The sequence below is a fragment of the Streptomyces sp. NBC_01294 genome, from assembly GCF_035917235.1.
Classification (GTDB): domain Bacteria; phylum Actinomycetota; class Actinomycetes; order Streptomycetales; family Streptomycetaceae; genus Streptomyces; species Streptomyces caledonius.
In genome coordinates, this window is the sequence record NZ_CP108423.1 from 7975033 (window position 1) to 7990013 (window position 14981).

General features: G+C 73.7%; 9 protein-coding genes. 3 read left to right on the plus strand and 6 right to left on the minus strand.

The genetic code is table 11. The features are described 5' to 3' along the window. Nucleotides 1–463: 463 nt before the first annotated feature. Both OG534_RS36130 and OG534_RS36135 read left to right on the plus strand, forming a co-directional pair. Nucleotides 464–2113, plus strand: coding sequence for an MFS transporter (locus OG534_RS36130; protein WP_326586198.1), 1650 nt, complete (start codon nucleotides 464–466; stop codon nucleotides 2111–2113). Between the two features lie 49 nt (nucleotides 2114–2162). Continuing rightward, nucleotides 2163–2528: an FAD-dependent oxidoreductase gene (locus OG534_RS36135; protein ID WP_326586197.1), complete on the plus strand. Its 366-nt coding sequence runs from the start codon at nucleotides 2163–2165 to the stop codon at nucleotides 2526–2528. Nucleotides 2529–2668: 140 nt separating this feature from the next. Here OG534_RS36135 and OG534_RS36140 read toward each other — a convergent pair whose 3' ends face one another. The 6 genes from OG534_RS36140 to OG534_RS36165 form a co-directional block, all read right to left on the minus strand. Then, on the minus strand, nucleotides 2669–3226 hold the full coding sequence (locus OG534_RS36140) for an aldo/keto reductase (RefSeq protein WP_326586196.1): 558 nt from the start codon (nucleotides 3224–3226) through the stop codon (nucleotides 2669–2671). A 395-nt stretch (nucleotides 3227–3621) separates the two neighbouring features. Continuing rightward, nucleotides 3622–6606, minus strand: coding sequence for a condensation domain-containing protein (locus tag OG534_RS36145; RefSeq protein ID WP_326586195.1), 2985 nt, complete (start codon nucleotides 6604–6606; stop codon nucleotides 3622–3624). Beyond that, complete coding sequence (locus OG534_RS36150; RefSeq protein WP_326586194.1) at nucleotides 6596–8389, minus strand: non-ribosomal peptide synthetase; 1794 nt, start codon at nucleotides 8387–8389, stop codon at nucleotides 6596–6598. Before OG534_RS36150 ends, OG534_RS36145 begins: the two co-directional genes overlap by 11 nt. Nucleotide 8390: 1 nt before the next feature. Continuing rightward, complete coding sequence (locus tag OG534_RS36155) at nucleotides 8391–10337, minus strand: non-ribosomal peptide synthetase (protein ID WP_326586193.1); 1947 nt, start codon at nucleotides 10335–10337, stop codon at nucleotides 8391–8393. Then, nucleotides 10337–13558 carry a non-ribosomal peptide synthetase gene (locus OG534_RS36160; protein WP_326586192.1) on the minus strand — a complete coding sequence of 1074 codons (3222 nt, stop codon included), beginning with the start codon at nucleotides 13556–13558 and terminating at the stop codon, nucleotides 10337–10339. The genes OG534_RS36155 and OG534_RS36160 overlap by 1 nt, the downstream gene beginning before the upstream one ends. Before the next feature lie 330 nt (nucleotides 13559–13888). Continuing rightward, the gene (locus tag OG534_RS36165; RefSeq protein ID WP_326593266.1) at nucleotides 13889–14509 is read right to left on the minus strand and encodes a hypothetical protein; all 621 of its coding nucleotides are present in this window, start codon (nucleotides 14507–14509) and stop codon (nucleotides 13889–13891) included. A 161-nt stretch (nucleotides 14510–14670) separates the two neighbouring features. On the opposite strand from OG534_RS36165, the gene OG534_RS36170 reads away from it, so the two are divergent. After that, entirely contained in the window at nucleotides 14671–14964 is a 294-nt protein-coding gene (locus OG534_RS36170; protein WP_326593268.1) for a hypothetical protein, read from the plus strand. Nucleotides 14965–14981: the final 17 nt, after the last annotated feature.

A 14981-nucleotide genomic window follows, 5' to 3' on the forward strand; every position in this document is an offset into this window, starting at 1 on the left:
AGTCACAACGAGCGCCCGAAGATCGGTTTCACATGGAAACGGAATCAGCCCGAGGCGCCTCCGCGAACTCGGGGGCGAGTCCCCGCCCAAGCCGGAGCCGACGCCGCTCCTGGGCACGCCCCGCCGACACCACCACTGGTCAGCGGTCAAAATGCGGCTCGGGGAGCGGGCCGAAGGCCCAGGCTTCCGTCCCCCGACGACCGGCTCTCAGTACCGAGCGTGATTCCCTGCCCGTTCCAGGTGCAGCTACGCCGGGCATCCGGATGCCTCGGCGCGACTGCCCCGGGTCGACGGCCGTGGGACGCGCCGGTTCCGGTTGGAGGACTGGCATTGCGGCGGGCACCCGCGGGGCGGGCGGACCGCGTCGGCGACGGTGGGCGTGTCATCCCAATGGGGCGATGTGCTGCACGGTGGATCAGGCAAGACTCTCGCCAAGCCCAACTTCGCCTGCCCCGGAGGTTCCATGTCGAAAAGCGGCGCGCCTCGCACCGACGTTCCGCGTGAGGCCCCGGCGCGGGCGTCGCTCGTTCTGGCGTCCCTGATCGTCGTTGCCGCGGTGGCCAACTTGAACCTGTCGGTGGCCAACGTGGCGCTGCCCGCGATCGGGAAGGCCTTCGACTCCTCCCAGACCACGCTGAACATGATCGCCGTGGGGTACTCCCTCGGCCTGGCCGCATCGGTGCTCTATCTGGGTGCGGTCGGCGACCGTCACGGGCGCAAGCTGCTGCTGCTCCTCGGCATCGCTCTGTCCGTCCCCGCCTGCCTGCTCGCCGCGTACGCGCCGAACGACACCGTCCTCGTGGTGGCCCGGATCCTCGGCGGGCTCTCGGCCGGCATGGCCTACCCCACCACCCTGGCACTGATCACCGCCCTGTGGGCGGGGCCGGAGCGGACGAAGTCGATCGCGCTGTGGTCGGCCCTGGGCGGCGGCATCTCCCTGCTCGGGCCGGTGATCGCGGGCGCGCTGCTCGAACGCTTCTACTGGGGGTCGGTGTTCCTGGTCACCCTTCCCCTCGCCGTGGTCGCGCTGGTCATGGCCCTGCTGTTCGTCCCCGCGCACGCCAACGAGTCAGCCGAACCGGTGGACAACCTCGGCGGCATCCTGTCCGTCCTCCTGATCGCGGGACTGGTGCTGGCGATCAATTTCGCCGCCGTGCCCGGCCAGGGGGCACTGGTCGTCGGCCTCGTCGTGATCGCCCTGGCTGCCGGAGCGGCGTTCTTCTGGCGTCAGCGCCGGGCTCCCAACCCGTTGTACGACCTCCACATCGCCGGCCGGCGCACGTTCTGGGTCGCCGCATGCGCGGGAATCATCGTGTACGGCGCCATGATGGGGTCGGCGTTCATCAGCCAGCAGTACCTGCAGAACGTGCTCGAGTACAACCCCGTCGAAGCCGGCGCCGCCATCCTCCCCCTCGTCGTGATGATCGTGCTCGTGGCACCACGGTCCGCGAAGCTGGTCGAGACACGCGGCGCCCGCACGACCCTGCTGATCGGTTACACATTCCTCTTCCTCGCCTTCGCCTGGATGCTGCTGTTCTGGGGCGAGGACAGCAGCTACTGGCAGATCGGCTTCGCCTACGTGCTCATCGGAATCGGCGCCGGCTTCGCCGGGACGCCCGCATCCCACTCGCTGACCGGATCGGTGCCCGTGCGACGGGCCGGCATGGCCTCAGGCACCGCCGACCTGCAACGGGACCTCGGCGGGGCCATCATGCAGTCCGTCATGGGCGTGCTCCTCACGGCCGGCTATGCCTCGGCCTTCAGCGCGGCGATCGCCGCTTCCCCCGAGAGCAAGGACGTGTCGGACCAAGTCCAGAGCGAGCTGACGAAGTCGTTCGCCTCCGCCGGGCAGGTCGCCCAGCAGCACCCCCAGTACGCCGACCAGATCGTCGCGGCAGCACGCCAGTCGTTCCTCCACGGCGACGACTGGGCGTACACCGTCGGCCTGGCCGCGATCGCCCTGGGTGCGCTGCTGATCTTCTTCATGTTCCCGCACCGGGACGCCGAGCGGGAACTCCTACGGCGCTACTACACCGAGGACTCCGCCCCCGCCGCCCCCGCCGCCACCGCCGCCCCCGCCGTCACCGAGAGGCCGAGCGGACCGGGAGCCTGAGAGCTCGGCCGGTCAGCCGGTCGCCGACCGTGTCGCCGTCAACTGGGCAGTGACCTACGCCAGCGGCCCACGAGGGACGTGGCTGATCGTGTTCGCCGCCAACCCCGAACGCCTGCCCATGACCGCCTTCGACGACACCACCGGCATGCAGGAGGCACTGCAGCCGCTCCTGCCCGGCGTCGAGGTCGAATTCGTCGTCGGCCGGGACTGGGCCAGCGACCCCCTCGCCCTGGGCACCTGGTGCATCTACCGGCCCGGACGACTCGCACAGGTGTTGCCCGACCTGCGCACCACCGAGGGCCGGCTGCTCTTCGCGGGCGCCGACTCCGCGAAAGCGTGGCAGTCCTTCATCGACGGGGCCACCGAAAGCGGCTACCGCGCCGCCCGCGACATCGACAACCACCTGACCGGCTGACGCCGGCATAACCACCCCCAGCCACCAGACCTGTTGCTACGGGTCCCCTGTACCGGTCAGGGCCGACGGAGCCGGCACCCACGACAGCGCCTGGCCGGTCAGGGGCGTGGTGGCGATCAGAGTCAGGTCCGGGCATGGGCCTATTGCTCCAGGCGGGACGTGTCGGGTGCGCGGGCGCCGGCTGCTTCCGTGAACGTGTTGTTCAGTGCCTGGAGGAGGGAGCCGGGCAGCGTGATCTGTGTGGCGGACGCGTTCTCGCTGAGGTGGGTGCGCCGACGGACGCCGGGCAGCGGGAAGATGTCTTCTCCCTGGGCGAGGAGCCAGGCCAGTACCAGTTGTGCGGGGGTGCAGCCGGCGGCGGATGCGAGGGCATGGATGCGCGCGGCCTGTTCGAGGTTGGCGGTGAGGTTGTCGCCGAGGAAGCGGGGCTGGTTCCGCCGGATGTCCTCCTCGGCGAGGTCCTCGATGTTCACGGTGCCGGTGAGTAGGCCGCGCCCGAGTGGGGCGTACGCCACCAGTGCGACTCCCAGTTCACGTGCGGTCGGGAGGATTTCACGTTCCAGGCCGCGAGTGAACGGCGAGTACTCGCTTTGCAGGGCGCGGATGGGCGCCTGCGCGCACGCCCGCCGCAGGGTTGCCGCGCTGACCTCCGACAGTCCCAGGTGGCGGACCTTCCCCTCGGTCACCAGGTCGTGCATCGCCCCGACGGTCTCCTCGATCGGGACGTCCGGATTACGGCGGTGCAGGTACAGCAGCCGCGCATCAGCTCCGACCCTCGCAACTCACCCTGTCTGCGAGCGGGACCCGCTGGCGCAGTCCGAAGGCGGCGAATCGGCCCTGCCGCCGGTCTTCATCGCGCGCCCGCCGGACCACGACCGGCTGCGCCGCATCACGAATCGGCCCTTCGGGCCGCCACACTCCCCGCACAGGGTCCACGACGTGCGGGGCGAGCTCGGCGGCATCGTCGTCTCCGGCCGGCACCTCGGCCTGGGCAGCGGTATCCACAGCTGCTTCGGAGCCCCATTGGCGCCCCCGGGGGCACCTCGGCGCTGCGCCCGGAGCCCCCTGTGGGTGCTCCGGGCGCAGCGGTGTGTCAGGCCTTGTCGGGTGTCATGGCGCCGATCATCTCTGCCAGCACGGTCCGCCGGTCCTCTCCCGCGCGTGCGCGCAGAGGCCGGGCCAGGCGTGCGCTGTCGTAGTGCCAGCGGTGGTCGAGGTCCTGGGGTACCGCCTCGGTCGTGCGGAAGTCCGCGCGGGTGCCGAGGAGTTCCGTGAGGTCCTGCGCCAGGTCGTGCCAGGACACGTGGCCGCTGCACGCGTTGGCGACTCCGTGGACGGGCCGGTCCAGGCTCTCGGCCACCGCGCGGGCCAGGGCGGCCGCGTGCACCCAGGCGGCTCCGTACCAGCGGTGTCCACCAGTACCGGGACGTGGCAGGTCGATCGGCCGGCCCTGGCGGGCGGACTGGTAGAGGGTGCCGATGGCGCCCCAGCGCAGCTGTTCGCGCAGCCGGTCGTGCGCGCCCCAGACGATCGGTGACCGCACGGCGCTCGCGCCCCCGCGTCCCTCGGTCCCCGCGGCGCGCAGCACCATCGCCTCGCAGTCGAGCTTCGCCCTCCCGTACGGGCTCACGGGCTCGCGGGGCGCCGACTCCTCGGCGACCCGCTCCGTCCCGGGGTGTCCGTAGGCGTCGACGCTGCTGACGAAGACGAACGGTCCGCGCCGCCAGGCGTCGACCATCGTCTCCATCGCCGCCCGGTCCACGTCGTGCCGGGTGAAGGTGCAGGCGGCGTGGACGACCGCGTCGGCCTGCGCGACGGCGTCCCGCAGCCCGGCCAGGTCGGAGAGGTCGCCTTCGATGACGTCGACGCCCTCGGTGGCGATCAGATGGGCGGACTCGGGCCGGGCGAGCGCCAGCACGGGGCGGCCTTGCGCGGCGAGTTCACGCACGACGAACGCGCCCACTCCGCCCGTCGCGCCGGTGACCAGCACCGTGCCCGGGCGGATGTCCCGGGAGCGGGGGGCCGGCCTGCTCGCGGCCTTCGCGGCGCTCTGCCGTGCCTCCCGTTCGTCGAGCAGCGCGGTCAGCGCCCGGGGCGTACGGGCCTGGAGCACGTCGAGGCCCGTGAGCGGCAGTCCGAGGTGTGTACGCAGCCGTTCGGCGAGCTGCACGGCTTTCAGCGAGTGGCCACCGAGGGCGAAGAAGTCGTCGTCCGGCGACGGGGCGACACCGAGCACAGCCGCGAAGGTCTCCCTGACCGCTTCGGCCCGGGGGCCGGACGGGGCGTCCGGTGTGGACGGCCCGGGCAGCCGGGCGTGGTCGAGCGGCCCGGCGGCCGAGCGCGGCAGCGCGTCGAGCACTGTGACCGCGGCGGGCACGGCCTCGGGCGCGAGCGACCGGCGCAGCAGGCCCAGCAGTTCGTGACCGGACGGGCCGACGCTGTCGCGCAGGACGGCATAGGCCACGGGCGGTCCCTGCTCGGGCTGGACCACCGTGGCGTCGGCGACGCCCGGGTGGGTGCGCAGGGCCTGCGCGGCAGGGTGGCCGTCGCCCTCCGGATCGGCGGCGTCCCGGGGGCCGGAGCTGTCGTTCGGGCCGGGAAGAGGCAGCTTGCTCAAGGCCAGTTGCGGGTCGGCCGCGACCGCGTGGAGCAGCGCCGCGTAGTCCCGTACGGCCGCCTCCGCCACGGTGTCGTCCAGCGCGTTCGCGTCGTACTGGACGAGTGCCAGGGGCTGTGCGGCGTCGCCGCCCGGCACCAGGCCGTAGGACAGGGTGAACTTCGCGCCGTCGGAGGGGACGTCGACGTACTCGGCCGACGTACCCGGCAGCCGCAGTACCGTCGGCTCGCCGAGGACGTCGGAGGTGACGCGGACCAGTGCGGTGCCGTCGGCGCCGCGGGCCCCGGCGCCGAGACGTTCGAGGACCAGGTCGAAGGGGATGTGCCGGTGGCGCTGGGCTTCGAGGAGCGCGTCGCTCACGCGTCGCAGCAGTTCGGCGAACGACGGGTCGCCGGAGACGTCCACCCGTACGGGCAGGGTGTTTACGCACAGGCCGACCAGGCCACGCATGGCGGTTCCGCTGCGATGGGTGCCCGCCACGCCGATGACGAGGTCGTCGTCGCCGGTGAGGCGGTGCAGTGCGGCGAAGGCCGCGGCGAGCGACACCGCGAAGAGCGTGGCCTGCCGCTGTGCACCCAGCGCCCGCAGGGCGTCAGGCACGGCGGGCGCCAGAGGCACGCTGCACACGGCCCCGGGACGCACGGCCGTCTGCGGCGCTGCCGCCGCCGGCTGGGGCAGGCGCGGTGGGGCGGCGTCGGCCAGCAGGTCGCTGCAGCGGTTCAGTTCCGCCTCGAAGCCGGGCAGGCCGTCGTGCTCGCGGCGCGCGTGGTCGGCGTACTGCGGCGGTGCGGCCAGTGTGTGCCGGCCCGTTCCGTCGGTGGCCGCCGTGTAGAGAACGGCGAGTTCGGTGGCCACGGTCTCCAGTGAGGCGGCGTCCACGGCGATGTGATGGAACGTCAGCAGCAGGGTGTGGTCCTGCGGGCCGTGGCGCAGGACGAACGCCCGTACGGCGTCGCCGGCCGCGAGGTCGAACGGCCGGACCGCCTCGCGCCGCAGCAGCGCCGGGGCGTCCGCCACATCGGTGTCGACGACGTGTACGGGGACCGTCCGCGGCGTCGGCAGCACCTCCTGGCAGGGCTCGCCCTCGTGCTCCGCGTAGCGGGTGCGGAGGATGGCGTGCCGGGCCACCAGCCGGGTGAGGGCGGTGGCGAACGCCGCCGCATCGAACGGACCGCGCACACGGGTGGCGAACGGCACGTGGTACGAGTCGCCCGCGCCGCCGAGCCGTTCCATCAGCCACATGCGGCGCTGAGCGCGGGAGAGGGGGACGCTTCCGGCCGGTGCGCTGGTGGCGCCGGGGTGGGCGGTGTCCTGCGGTGCGTGGCCTTCCGCAGCGGCGCTCGCACCGGCGGTGGGCCCGGCCGTCGTGCGCCGGGCGGTTCCGGCGCGGGCCCGGCGCAGCAGCTCCTGCTGGAGCTGCTCCTTGCGGTCGCGGGCCGCGGAGTCGGTGTCAGTGGACATCGCTGTGCTCCGGGATCTCGGGGTGGAGGTCTGCGTGGGCGGCCAGGAGGGCGCGTTCGACCAGCGCGGCCTGCGCGGCTACGGTCGGGGCGGCGAAGAAGTCGGCGAGGGAGAGCTCTACGCCGAGTTCCTCCCGCAGGTCTTCGGTGACGGCGAGGGCGAGGAGGGAATGGCCGCCGACGAGGAGGAACTCGTCCTCGGCGCGGGTGACCTCGATGCCCAGTGCCTGGCTCCACACCGCGGCGACGGCCTGTTCCAGCGGTGTCATCCGCGCCGCCGGCTGGTCGGCGGGCTGATTCCCGGCGGCGTGCGCGCGTCCGGTGAGCGCGCGCCGGTCGACCTTGCCGGCCGGGGTGAGGGGAAGCCGCTCCAGCACGGTGACCGCGTCGGGAACCAGGTGGGCCGGCAGGACTGCGGTGAGCCGCTCGCGCAGTGCCGCGCCGTGGGGCACGGGGCCGGGCGCGGCAACGACGAACGCGACGAGGCGTGCCTCGGGGGAGCCGGCGCCGTCGACGGTGACGGCGGCGTCGTCCACGTCCGGCTGCTGGCGGAGGGCGTGTTCGACCTCGGCGGGTTCGATGCGGAAGCCGCGGACCTTCACCTGGTCGTCGTTGCGGCCGTGGAACCGGAGGATGCCGTCGGGCCGGAGGGAGACGATGTCGCCCGTACGGTAGAGCCGCCCGTCGGCGGCGGGATGCTCGACGAACCGTTCGGCGGTGAGTGCGGGCAGGCCCGTGTATCCGTGGGCGAGCCTGCTGCCGCCGATCCACAGTTCGCCCCGGTCGCCGTCGGCCACCGGGTGACCGTCGGCGTCCAGGACGTGCGCCGTGGCCCCGGCGACGGGCCTGCCGATCGGTATGGGGCCCTCGCAGTCCTGCGCGGTGACCCGGTGGGCGGTGGCGAAGGTGGTCGTCTCGGTCGGCCCGTAGCCGTTGACGAGCTCCAGCCAGGGGAAGGCGGTGAGCACCTCACGGGCCTGTGCTGCAGCCATCGCCTCGCCGCCCACGACGACCGAGCGGAGCTGGGCGAAGACGCGGGAGCGGCGGGCGGCGAGCTGGTGGAAGAGGGCCGTGGTGAAGAACGCCACCGTCACGCCGTGCCGCTCGACGTGCCGGGCCAGGTCCTCCAGGGAGGGCCGCTGCTCGGTGCAGACGACGACTGCGGCGCCGTTGGCGAGCGCTGCCCAGACTTCGAACGTCGAGGCGTCGAAGGTCATGGACGAGTGGAACAGGACGCGGTCGCGGCCGGTGAGGGTGACGTAACCGGGTCCGGTGACCAGCTCGGCGATGGCCCGGTGCGGCACGAGAACGCCCTTGGGGCGGCCGGTGGAACCGGAGGTGAACATGATGAATGCCGGGCTGTCCGGGTCGGACTCGTCGACCGGCCGACCGGTCGTGAGCGGCTCCTCGGGCAGGGCGAGCACGGGGCCGGGAAACGTGGCCGCGTCCAGCAGCTTCGCGTCGCCGACGGTGAGCTTCACCTCCGCGTCCGCGATCATCGCCTCGGTGCGCGGGCGGGGCTGGGCGGGATCCAGCGGCACGCACACGGCTCCCGCCAGCCACAGCCCGAGCTGCGCCACGATCGTGCGGGACGAGCGCGTCGTCAGGAGCGCCACCCGGTCGCCGCGCGTCACGTGGTGTTCGCGCAGGTGTGCCGCGAGAGCGCGGCCGGCCTGGAGGAGACGGCCGTAGGTGAGGGTGGTGTCGCCGTCCACGACGGCGAGGGCGTCGGGGGTGAGTCCGGCGTGCCGCGCGACGAGTGCCGGCAGGGCGGTGGGCGTCATGTCAGGCTCCTTCCGGGCGCGCAGTCAGGCGCTGGTCGAGGAGGGCGGCGAACGCCCGCAGGTCGGTGCTGCGCAGCAGCTCGGGGGCGCGCAGGCGTACTCCGGTCTCGCGTTCGACGGTTGCCAGCAGCCGTGCGGCGACCATGGAGGTGCCGCCGGCGTCGGTGAAGTTGTCACCGAGGCCGGTTCCGGGCCGGCCGAGGAGTTCGCGCACGGTCGTCAGCACCAGCCGCTCGGTGGCGGTGGCGGCGGCGGCAAGGTCGTCGGCGAGGTCGCCCGTGGTGGTGCTCCTGGGCGGCACCGTGGCCTGGGACCCGGACTGGGCCTGGGCTGCCAGGGCGGGGCGATCCACCTTGCCGTTGGCGTCGAGCGGGAAGCCGTCGACGATCCGAACGGCGGTGGGGACGGCCTGCTCGGGGAGCCAGGCCCGGACCGCGGCGAGGAGATCCCCGGCAGGGGGTTCGGCGCCGTCGGCGGGCCGTACGTGTGCGACGAGGCGACCGTGGCCGGAGCTGTCGCGCAGCACGGTGACGACCGCGGTGCGTACCCGGGGGTCCTGCTCGAAGGCGGCTTCCACCTCGACCGGTTCGATCCGCACCCCGCTGATCTTCACCTGGTCGTCGAGGCGGCCGAGGAAGTCCAGGCTGCCGTCGGCGTTCATCCGTACCCGGTCGCCGGTGCGGTAGAGGCGGTCGACCGCGGGCAGCGCCAGTTCTTGCGGAGGGGCGGTGAACCGGCGTGCGGTGAGTTCGGGGTCAAGATAGCCGAGCGCCAGGCAGTGGCCGCCGACGCGCAGTTCACCCTCCTGCCCGCGGGCGACGGGGCGGCCCTCGACGTCCGTGACCACGAGGGTGACGCCCGGCAGCGCGGTGCCGATGGGCGGCGGGGCCTGGTCGCCGGCCTCCGGGTCGGTGCCGCGCATGGTGTGGGTGGTGGTGACGACGGTGGCTTCCGCGGGGCCGTAGGCGTTGTGGACGGTCGCGGTGACGTCGGCGGCGGGGCGGCGGCGCATGCGGTCGCCGCCGACCACGAGGTGACGTAGCTTCAGGTCCTGCGGCCACGGCCGGTCCAGGAGCGGTTCCACGGTGGGGGTGGCCGCCACGGCGTGGGTGAGGGCGGTGTCACGCCACCAGTCGGTGAGCACGTGCGAGTCCCAGCGGGTGTCGTCCGGGGCCGGGACGAGGGCGGCGCCCGAGGTCAGGGCGGCCCACAGTTCCAGCAGGTGCGGGTCGAACGCGACACCGATGAGCAGGGACTGGCGGTCGCCCGGTGCGAGGCCGGTCTCGGCCCGGTACCAGTCGAGGGCGACGGAGAGCGAGGACTCGGCCACGGCGACCGCCTTGGGGCGGCCGGTGGAACCGGAGGTGAGGACGGCGTACAGGGCGCCTTCGGGTGCGCGCCGGGTGCCACGGACGGAGTCGGAGAAGGCCGCCACCGCGGCGGCCGGGGCGTTGACGCCGTCAGTGGGCAGCAGCAGCGGGAAGTGCTCCCCGCCGCGGTGTTCCGCGGGAAGGACATCGGGGTCGCCGATGAGGCAGGCGACGTCGAGGTCCTCGGTGACGGCCTGGATGCGGCGTTCGCCGGGGCGGGGGCCGAGCGGCAGGTAGACGGCGCCGAGCCGGGCGAGCGCGACGGCGGTCACCACGAGGGCGGTGGACCGGTCGAGGCAGACGCCGACCAGGTCACCGGGCCGGACACGATCGGCCAGGTCGGCGGCGACCAGGGCGGCCGCCGCGTCGAGGTCCTGGTACGTCCAGATCTGTGTGCGGTCGATCACTGCCGGGGCCTGCGGGGTACGCCGGGCCCAGTCCTCGAAGCGGGCGAGCACCCGGGTCGGTTCGGCGGAGGGGCCATGGGCGATGCTCAGCGAGGTGTCGGTGACGAGGCCGGTGTCGAAGAGCATGGCGGGGACGGCGGGGATGGCGGGCGCGGTCGGGGACTGGGTCATCACGACTCCGTGGAAAGGGCGGTGGTGGCGAGGGCGTCGGCCTGGTCGGCGAGCACGGGGTTGCGGAAGAGCACCTTCAACGGCGGGCGGGTGCCCAGCCGGGGCTCCAGCCAGGCGGCCAGCTCGGCGGCCAGCAGGGAATGGCCCCCGCTGTGGAAGAAGTGGGAGCGGGCGTCGAAGCGGCTGTGGCCGAGCACCTTGCGCCAGCCTTCGGTGAGCAGAGCCGTCATCGGATCGTCCGACACCGCGGACACCGCGGACACCGCGGACACCGCGGACACCGCGGACACCGCGGACACCGCGGACACGGCGGTGGCCGTAGGCCCGGGCTCGGCGCTGGTTCCGGGCTGGGACGTCGCGGCGTCGTCGGGGTCGAGCGCCGCCGCTCGGCGCGACAGAGCCGTACGGTCGGGCTTGCCGCCGGCGAGGGTCGGCATGCTGTCCAGCCGTGCCCACCGGGCGGGCACGAGGGGGCCGGGCAGGCGGCGGCTCAACTCGGCGTGCAGCGCCTTCTCGTCGAAGGCCGCGCCGTCGGCTCGGTCTTGGAGGAAGCCGACGAGCCTGGGCCCGCCGGGGCTCTCCCGGTCCAGTACGACGGCGCAGGACCGCCCGCCCAGAGCCGCGGACGCCGCCGCCTCGATCTCCTCCAGCTCGATGCGGTGACCGCGCAGCTTGACCTGGTTGTCGCGCCGCCCGAGGAAGTACAGCAGACCGTCCAGACCGCGGTAGCCGAGGTCGCCGGTCAGGTAGACACGCTGCCCGTCGAGTGCGTCGACGGTGACGAACCGGGCGGCCGTCGCCTCCGCGTTGCCCGCGTAGCCCTCGGCGAGACCGGGCCCGGCGACGGCGAGTTCGCCGACCGCGCCGGACGGCAGCGGGCGGTGGTGGGCGTCCAGGACGTGGACCCGCTCGCCCGGGAGCTCGGTGCCCAGGGGGATCTCGGCGCCCTCGGCAAGGGCGTCGCGGGAGATCTCGTGGACGGTCGAGCTGATGGCCGCCTCCGTGACGCCGTACACGTTGAGCACGGTGGCGTCGGTGTCGGCGAGGACGCCGTGCAGTGCCTCCACGGGCAGGCGCTCGCCGCCGAGGACCAGGAGCCTGGGCGCCCAGCTCCCGTCACGCAGCGGGGGACGCAGGTCCTCGCGGGTGGCGAGGAAGTAGCTGGTGGGCAGGTTGGCTACGGTGACCCGGGCGGACGCCAGCAGTTCGGCGAGCTCCGCGCCCGTGGGCACCTCGTACTCGGGCAGGACCAGGCAGGCACCGGCGTGCAGAGCCGGCAGCACCTCCTCGAGCGCCACGTCGAAGGACGGCTGGGCGAACATCAGGACCCGGTCCGAGGTGGTGAGGCCGAACCGGTCGGCGGCCGCCGTCAGATGGTGCACCAGCGCCGCGTGGCCGACGGCGACCGGCTTCGGCGTCCCGGTGGAGCCCGAGGTGTGGATGACGTAGGCGGTGCCGGGAAGTTCGGCCGTTCCGCGCGCGGGGGGCAGGACCGGCGCGTCGATCCGGGCGGTCGGCAGTGCTTCCGGCAGGGCCGGGGTGCCGTCACCGGTGAGGACCAGCGCAGGGGCGAGCCGCTCCAGCAGCAGCCCGAGCCGGGCCGGCGGATCGGACGGGGACAGCGGGCAGTAGACGGCGCCGGTCCGCAGGCATGCGAGCAGGGCGACGAGCGAGTCGGTCCCTCTGGGCAGGACCACGGCCACCGGCCGGCCGGCCGTCACACCGGCGGCGCGCAGTCGCTCGGCGAGCGAGCCGACGCGGTCGTCGAGTTCGCCGTAGGTGAGCCGGCGGGCTCCGCACAGCAGGGCCGGCTGCGACGGGTGGTGCGCGGCCACGGGATCCAGCGGATCGCGGTCGGCCGGAACGGGCACGGGCTCGGCGGCCGGCTCCACGGCGGTCGGTACCAGTTCGGCCAGGGGAGTCTCGGGGCTGTCGAGATAGGCGCGCAGCAGGTCCAGGAAGCGGCCGGAGAGCAATCGGGCGACGTCTTCGCCGAAGAGGTCCACGTCGTAGTCCCAGACCAGGGTCATACCGGGCGAGCCGTGGCGCGGGGTGACGCCGCGACGGTCGTCCGGGAGCAGGACCACGTCGAGGTCGAAGCGGGTGGTGCCGGTGTTGAAGCCCTCGAAGAGGGTGATGTCGAGACCGGGTATGTCGATCTCGGGCAGCGGTGCGTCGTGGGCGCTGAACATGACGGAGAAGAGGGGGTTGTCGGCGCCGGAGGTGTGCATGCCGAGCGCCCGGGTCAGCTCCTGGACCGGTACGTCCTGGTGCGGCAGAGCCCGGATGAGGGTGTCGGTGACCTCGTCCATGGTGTCCTGGGCGGGGGCGGCGCCGTCCAGGGCGAGCGGCAGCGGGATGGTGTTGACGAACATGCCGACGGCGTCCTCGTAACCGAGGGGGCGGTTGCCGACGGCGGTGCCGATGACCATCCGGGAGCGGCCGCTGTGCCGGCGCAGGAGTTCGGCGAACAGCCCCAGGAGCGTGGAGAAGGGGGTGAGGCCGCGTGAACGGGCGTGTCCGCGCAGGTGTTCGGCGAGATCGGCGCCGATCGTCTGGCGCAGCTGTCCGCCGTGGTGCTTGCGGCGGGCACCGGGGCGGGTCAGGCCCGGGAGCGGCAGGTCGTGCTGCTGGTCGTGCAGTTCGGCCCGCCAGAAGTCGAGCGATTCGGGCGCGTACGCGGCCTCGGTCCGCTCCAGGACGTGGTCCGCGTAGGACGAGGCGGGCGGGAGCTCGAGGGTCTCGCCGAGGACGTGGGCGCGGTATACGCGGAAGACGTCGTCGAGCAGGATCGCGAAGGAGTGCCCGTCGTGGATCAGGTGGTGCTCGACGTGGATCAGCCGGTGGTGGCGCTCGGCCAGTCGTACGAGCGTCCAGCGGATCAGCGGCGCCTCGAACGTGTCGAGCGGTGTCTCGGCCTCGGTACGCAGGAGACGGGCGAATGCCGCCTCGGGGTCCTCCTCCGTGCCGAGGTCGATCGTGTGCAGCCTCGGCGCACACTGCGGCGCGACCCGCTGCGCCGGTACGGACCCGGCGGAGGCGACGAGTTCGAGCCGCAGACCGGGGTGGCGCGCCAAGGTGGCGTCGAGCCCCCGGCGCAGCGCCTCGGTGTCGAGCGTGCCCCACAGGTCCAGTGAGGCGGTGAAGTTGTAGGCGCGACTGCCGGGCTGCATCTGCTCGTGCAGCCAGACGATCTCCTGCGAGGAGGAGAGGGGAAGCATGGGCGATCCCTGAGGTTGTCGGGTCGGACTCCGGTGCCGGTCACGGTCGTGTCCGGTGGTCGTGCGGGCGGATTCGCGGGTCGCGCGGCGCCGCTTTCTGCGTGGGGGATGCCGTGGAGGGAAGCTCGGGTGCGCGGCGGCGTGGGCTGCGCTGCGGTGCGGTGTGCCGGGTGGTGCGGTGTGGTGTGCCGGTGGTGCGGGCTGCCTGTGAGCGCCGGCGCGGGGTGGCCGCGGGGCGGTGACGCGCCCGGGGGCGCCGGAGTCGGGCATCCTGGGTGCCGCCGTGGGACGCGGGGACCTGCGGCGGAGGGGCGGCGGCGGGCGGTGGGGTCACTGCACGGTGGGCTCCGAGGGGCGCAGCGCGTGGGTGAGCGCCTCGAACGCCCGCTGCGCGGTCTCGTCGTCGAGCACCGCCCGGTCCCACACCATCCGCAGGCGGATCTCCGCTCCCTGGGTGATGGAGACGGCGAAGGGACCGCGGACCGGTCGGCCGTCGACGTGGACCTCCCGTCCCTCGACACCGGCCAGCACGAGCGGCGGGCGACGGTTGTCGTCGTCCACGGTGAGCAGTCCGTCGAGGCCTCCGGTCCAGCCCGAGCCGGCGGCCCGCGCGGCCGTCACGATCGCGTCGAACGGTACGTCGGCCCGGTCGAGGTCGTCCCACCACGCGTCGGCCGTCGCCTCCGAGCCGGTTCCGGTGCCGGGCTCGTCGCCGGTTCCGTAGTCGGTGTCGGCCGGGAAGACGAGGGTGTTGAGGAAGCAGCCGACGACCGGCTCCGCTCCAGGGGGACGGCCGCCCCACGGGTAGCCGAGCGGGACCGTGCGGCCGCGTCCGTACAGCTCGCGGGCTGCGGAGCGGCAGGCGTCGAGCAGTCCGGGGAAGGACACGCCGCCGTCGTACGCGGGCAGCCGGGCCTGCGCGGCTCCACTGGGCCGGGTGCCCTCGGGCACGCGGGCCGGACTGGGCGCCGGAGCGTGGGCATGCAGCGTGCGCAGCCGGTCAGCCCAGTACGCGGCCGCTTCGGGCGTCTCCGCCCTTTCCTCGGCGGCGAGTTGACGCAGGACCGCGTCCCGGTACGCGGCGAGTTCGCCTTCCGTCTCCCTGGCGCGGCGTGGGAATCGGTGGCCTCCTCGCTGTAGGCGGCGCCGAGCTCGTCGACGATCCGCGCCAGCGAACGGCCGTCGCAGACGGCGTGGTCCAGGGCGACGGCGAGGATCTCCTCCTCGCGCTCCTCGTCGCGTACGAGGAAGAGCCGCAAGGGGGGACCCTGGGCATCCCAGGATTCCAGAGCGCGACGGAGCGCGTCGGCGGGCGACTCTCCCGGTACGAGGGCCGGCCGGGTCACGCCGACGTCCGGATCGGCGACGCACAGGACGGGAGTGCCTCGGACGACGGCGGGCCGTGAGCGCAGGGCCGTGTGCC